General features: G+C 70.1%; 2 protein-coding genes. One reads left to right on the forward strand and one right to left on the reverse strand.

What is annotated here, in order from left to right; translation table 11 throughout:
• On the reverse strand, positions 1–864 hold an 864-nt coding region (locus VIB55_RS15690; RefSeq protein ID WP_331877603.1), incomplete at its 3' end, for a deoxyribonuclease IV.
• 204 nt (positions 865–1,068) lie between these two features.
• On the opposite strand from VIB55_RS15690, the gene VIB55_RS15695 reads away from it, so the two are divergent.
• Positions 1,069–2,904 (forward strand): DegV family protein, encoded by a 1,836-nt coding sequence (locus VIB55_RS15695; protein WP_331877604.1) that lies wholly within the window; start codon positions 1,069–1,071, stop codon positions 2,902–2,904.
• The last annotated feature ends 171 nt before the right edge of the window (positions 2,905–3,075 follow it).

The following is a 3,075-nucleotide window of genomic DNA, read 5'->3' on the forward strand; positions in this document are numbered from 1 at the left end:
CATCCGCAGGTCGTACGGATCGGCCGAGGCGTCGTCGTCGGCGATGTCGTAGTTCTCCTGCGGCGTTTCCAGGATCAGCGGAATCCCCTGGCTGCGCGGATCGGCGAGCAGCCAGCGGAAGGGCTCGGCGCCGATCTGCCCGTCGCCCAGCAGCATGTGCCGGTCGCGGTTGCTGGCGAACGCCCCCTCGCTGTCGTTCAGGTGAAAGAAGCCCGGGCGCTCGCCCGTGGTCTGCTCCCACTCGTCCAAAATCTCCTTCTGCTTCCGGGCCGATTCGTGGATGGCCCAGCCGGAGGCGAACAGGTGGCAGGTATCCAGCCCGTAGCCGGTGCGCCCGCGCAGCTCGTCGGGAACGTGCCGCAGGATGTCGGCCACCTCCTCAGCGGTGCGGCCGACCGTCTTTCCCGCCCCCGCCGTGTTCTCGACGAGCAGGCGCGTGGGGCCCTCCACGGACTTCAGGGCCTGGGTGATGGCCTTGGCCACCCGCTCGGCCGCCGCCTTGGGATCGCCATCCGTGGCGGATCCTGGATGGAAGCAGACCGCGCCTACGCCCAGCGCGTTGGAGCGCTCCATCTCCTTGGCCAGCCCCGCCGCGGCGCGCACCCACTTGTCGGGCTCGGCGGTGGCGACGGAGAGCACGTACGCCGCGTGGACGACCACGTTGCGCGGCTCGATTCCCGCCTCGTCGAGCGCCTTGCGAAACCGCTCCACGCGCTCGGGCTTGATGGTGCTCTTGTCGCCATAGAACTTGGGGATGGCGGTAAAGCACTGCAGCGCCTTCATCCCCGCGCTGCCGGCGCGCAGGGCGGTCATGTGGATGCCGCCGTTGTCGACCGTGTGGGCGCCGATGATGTGTGTGGGCATTCTGTTGGGCTGGTGCGGAGAACGCGGGTTCCCGGGCGTGCATGGTATCGCGTAACGGCCGGGCCTGGCGAGAGCGGGTACGGCGACAACCGTGCCCGCCCCTTGCATCCGTGCCGCACGGGGCGCACTATGCGGCGCACGCACACGCCCGGCCGCACCGCCACGCGCCGCCGAACGCGCCAACCGGACCCAGACATCCCCCGCATGACTGCTGTTAACTACCTGGACGGGAGCGGCCTGCGCGGCGCCCTGATCATGTCGGCGGAGTACGTGCAGCGCCACCGCGCGGACCTCAACCGCATCAACGTGTTTCCCGTGCCGGACGGCGACACCGGGACCAACCTGGCGCTCACCGTAAGCTCCATCGCCGACCACCTGCGCCGAAGCACCGACACATCGGTCGGCATCGTCGCCAAGGCCGCGGCGCAGGCCGGCATCATGGGCGCGCGCGGCAACTGCGGGATGATCCTTTCGCACTTCCTGCTGGGGATGGCCGACGCCATCGGCGACCGCGTACGGCTGACGGTGGCGGAGTTCGGACAGGTGCTGCGCAGCGCCACGGAGCACGTGTACCGCGCGCTGGAAAAGCCGGTCGAGGGCACCATGATCACCATCATGCGCGCCATCGCCGACGAGGCCGAGCGGCTGCGCGATTCGGACTTCGTGGTGCTGTTCGAGCGGCTGCTGATCAAGGCGCGCGAGGCGCTGGCCAACACCCCCGAGCTGCTTCCCCAGCTCAAGGCCTCGGGCGTGGTGGACGCGGGCGCCAAGGGCTTCGTGCACATCCTGGAGGGGATCGCCGGCTACCTGGCGGGCGACCCGCTGGTGGCGCTGGAAGAGATGCCCGAGTTCGGCGCGGAGCCGGCCGTGTTCGCGGCCGCCCAGGCGGAATACTCGGCGGCCAGCGAGCAGTACCGCTTCTGCACCGAGGCGCTGGTGCGCGGCAGCGAGCTGCCCACGCAGGAAACGGTGTCGGCGTGGCTGCGTGAGCGGGGCGATTCGCTGGTGGTCATCCGCAGCAACGACCTGCTGAAGGTGCACGTGCACACCGACGAGCCCGAAGCGGTGTTCGCGTACCTGCGCGGCTTCGGCGAGCTGGCGACGAAGAAGGCCGAGGACATGCAGGCCCAGCACGCCGTGGCGGAGCGCGCGGCGACGGGGCACATGCAGCTGGCCCGCCGCCCCATTTCCGTGGTGGTCGACAGCGCCTGCGACCTGCCCGACGAGATCATCCGCGCGCACGGCATGCACCTGGTGCCGCTGAACCTGATCTTCGAAGACCGGGTGATGCGCGACCGGCTGGACATCTCGGCCGAGGAGTTCGTGGAGCAGCTGAAGACGGGGGCGCACCCCAGCACCTCGCAGCCCGCGCCCGCGGCCTTCATCGAGGGCTTCCGGCGCGCCGCGGAAGAGGGCGAGAGCGTGGTGGCCGTCCTCCTGTCGTCGGCCCTGTCCGGCACCTACGCATCTGCCCAGGCGGCGCTCAAGCACCGGGCCGAGAGCGACGACGTGCCCATCCACCTGTTCGACAGCAAGGGCGGCTCGCTGCTTCAGGGGCTGCTGGCGCTCAAGGCCAGCGAGCTGGGCGAGATGGGGTGGACGCCCGAGCGCATCGTCGCCGAGCTGGAGCGCATCCGCGCGCAGTCGGGCTTCTTCATCGTGCTCGACACCTTCGAGCGCGCGCTGGCGTCGGGGCGCGTGGGGCGCGGCAAGGCGTGGCTCGGCAGCCTGCTCGACATCAAGCCGGTGCTGGACATCGACGCGGCGGGCAAGCTGGTGCCCATCGACAAGGTGCGCGGGCGCAAGAACATGATGCCCTTGATGCTGCAGGTGCTTGAGCGCAAGGTGCCGCGCGGCGCGAAGAAGATGCGCTTCGGCATCATGCACATCGGCGCGCAGGAGGTGCTGGCGCCCGTTACGCGGGAGATCCGCGCCCGCTACGGCAAGGACGCCGAGGTGGTGACGATGGCGGGAACGCCCATCTTCGGCACGCACGCCGGTGAGGGCGCCTGGGGAATCGCGTACCTGGTCGAAGACTGACGTCGCGGCCGTGCGGATCGATCAGCGGGCCCCTCGCACCGGCGAGGGGCCCGTTTCCGTTCATCCCGCGGCGTTGGATCGAGCCGGCGTGTCCCGGTCCGCCATCTCGCTCTCGATTTCCCGCATCCAGCGGCGCGTGCCGAACACGCCCAATACGAGCCCGGTGACGCT

The organism is Longimicrobium sp., assembly GCF_036554565.1.
Lineage (GTDB): Bacteria > Gemmatimonadota > Gemmatimonadetes > Longimicrobiales > Longimicrobiaceae > Longimicrobium.

What these genes read in the sequence shown, in the direction of transcription:
- VIB55_RS15695 (WP_331877604.1), top strand. Translation starts at nt 1,069, where the DNA reads ATGACTGCTGTTAACTACCTGGACGGGAGCGGCCTGCGCGGCGCCCTG.